Source organism: Chromohalobacter sp. 296-RDG, from assembly GCF_029889885.1.
Lineage (GTDB): Bacteria > Pseudomonadota > Gammaproteobacteria > Pseudomonadales > Halomonadaceae > Chromohalobacter.
Window position 1 is genome coordinate 1 of sequence record NZ_JARANY010000188.1, and the last position, 1,532, is coordinate 1,532.

The 1,532-nt window shown below is 62.7% G+C and carries 1 protein-coding gene and 1 pseudogene; both read left to right on the top strand.

The features are described from left to right. The coding region (locus OP495_RS17745; RefSeq protein ID WP_280571095.1) for an SLC13 family permease at positions 1–1,285 on the top strand (1,285 nt) is incomplete at its 5' end. 112 nt (positions 1,286–1,397) lie between these two features. Continuing rightward, positions 1,398–1,532 (top strand): annotated as a pseudogene (locus tag OP495_RS17750) (sulfate adenylyltransferase small subunit); the annotation flags it as partial.

A 1,532-nucleotide genomic window follows, 5' to 3' on the forward strand; every position in this document is an offset into this window, starting at 1 on the left:
TGGCTTGTTGCAGAGCGAGCGCGGCATCTCGCTGCACATGTTCGAACTGGCCAAGGTTGGCGTGCCGCTGGTGCTCATCGCCGGGGGCTTTCTGTACCTGATGGCGGATCGCTTGCTGCCCAATCGCCAGGGCGCGCTGGAACAGCTCGAGCAGGCGCGTGAGTACTCCGTCGAAGTCAGCGTGATCCCCAAAGGGCCGCTAGAGGGCAAGACCATTGCCGACGCCGGCTTGCGCAGTCTGGGGCATGGTTACCTGGCGGATATCGAACGTGCGGGTGAATTGATGACCGCCGTGCCGCCGGAGACCAAGCTGCAAGCCGACGACATACTCGTGTTCGTCGGAGCGCCGGAGAGCGCACGCGAGCTTCGCCGCATTCATGGCCTGCGGCCCGCCAATGGCGACGTGCGCAAGCTGGATATCGCACACCATCGGCGCTGCCTGGTCGAAGCCGTGATCGGGCCGGACTTTACCGGCATCGAACAGACCGTGCGCGAATCGCGCTTTCGCTCGCGCTATCAGGCGGTAATTCTCTCGATTTCTCGCCACGGGCGCCGCTTGCCCGGCAAGCTGGGGGACATCCGCCTGCAGGTGGGCGATACGCTGTTGCTGGAAACCGCCCAAGAATTCGTCTCGCAATACCAGTACCGTAAAGACTTCCTGCTGGTCAGCGCGCTCAACGACTCCACGCCGCCGGATTTTCGCAAGGCCCCCTGGGCGCTGGGCATTCTCGGCGCCATGGTGCTGGTCAGCGCTACGGGGCTTTTGAGCATTCTCGAAGCCGCGTTTCTCGCCGGGGGCGCCATGCTGGCGTTGCGTTGTGTCACCGCGAGCAAGGCACGGCGCTATCTGGAACTCTCGGTATTGATCGTCATCGCCGCCTCGTTCGCCCTGGGCAACGCGATGGATAAGACCGGTGCGGCACAGCAAATCGCCCAATGGTTACTGCTGGGGGATGGTTTACCTCCCTGGGTAGCGCTCGCCATGGTGTACGTGCTGACGGTGATCTTCACGGAACTGATCACCAACAACGCCGCCGCCGTTTTGATGTTCCCCGTCGCCAGCGCCGTGGCCGAGCAACTGGGCGTGAACTTCATGCCCTTCGTCATCGCCATCATGTTCGCCGCCTCCGCGAGTTTCATGACCCCGCTGGGCTACCAGACCAACCTCATGGTCCTCGGCCCCGGCGGCTACCGCTTCGTCGACTACCTACGCCTCGGCGCACCGATGAGCCTGCTGACCGGTGTTATCGTCATCGGCCTCATACCGCTGGTGTGGGGGTTTTAGATAGGAGCCACGAGCGGCGAGCTACGGGCCGCGAGCCACGAGCTACGAGCCACGAGCCACGAGCTAAAATGCTGCCGAAGCCCGAAGCCCAAATTTTCCCAAGGGACTGCTTATGACCGAGATAACCCCCGAACGCCAGACCCACTTGAAGCAGCTCGAGGCGGAGTCGATCCGTATCATCCGCGAGGTGGCCGCTGAATTCGCCAATCCGGTGATGCTGTATTCCATCGGCAAGGATTCGTCGGTG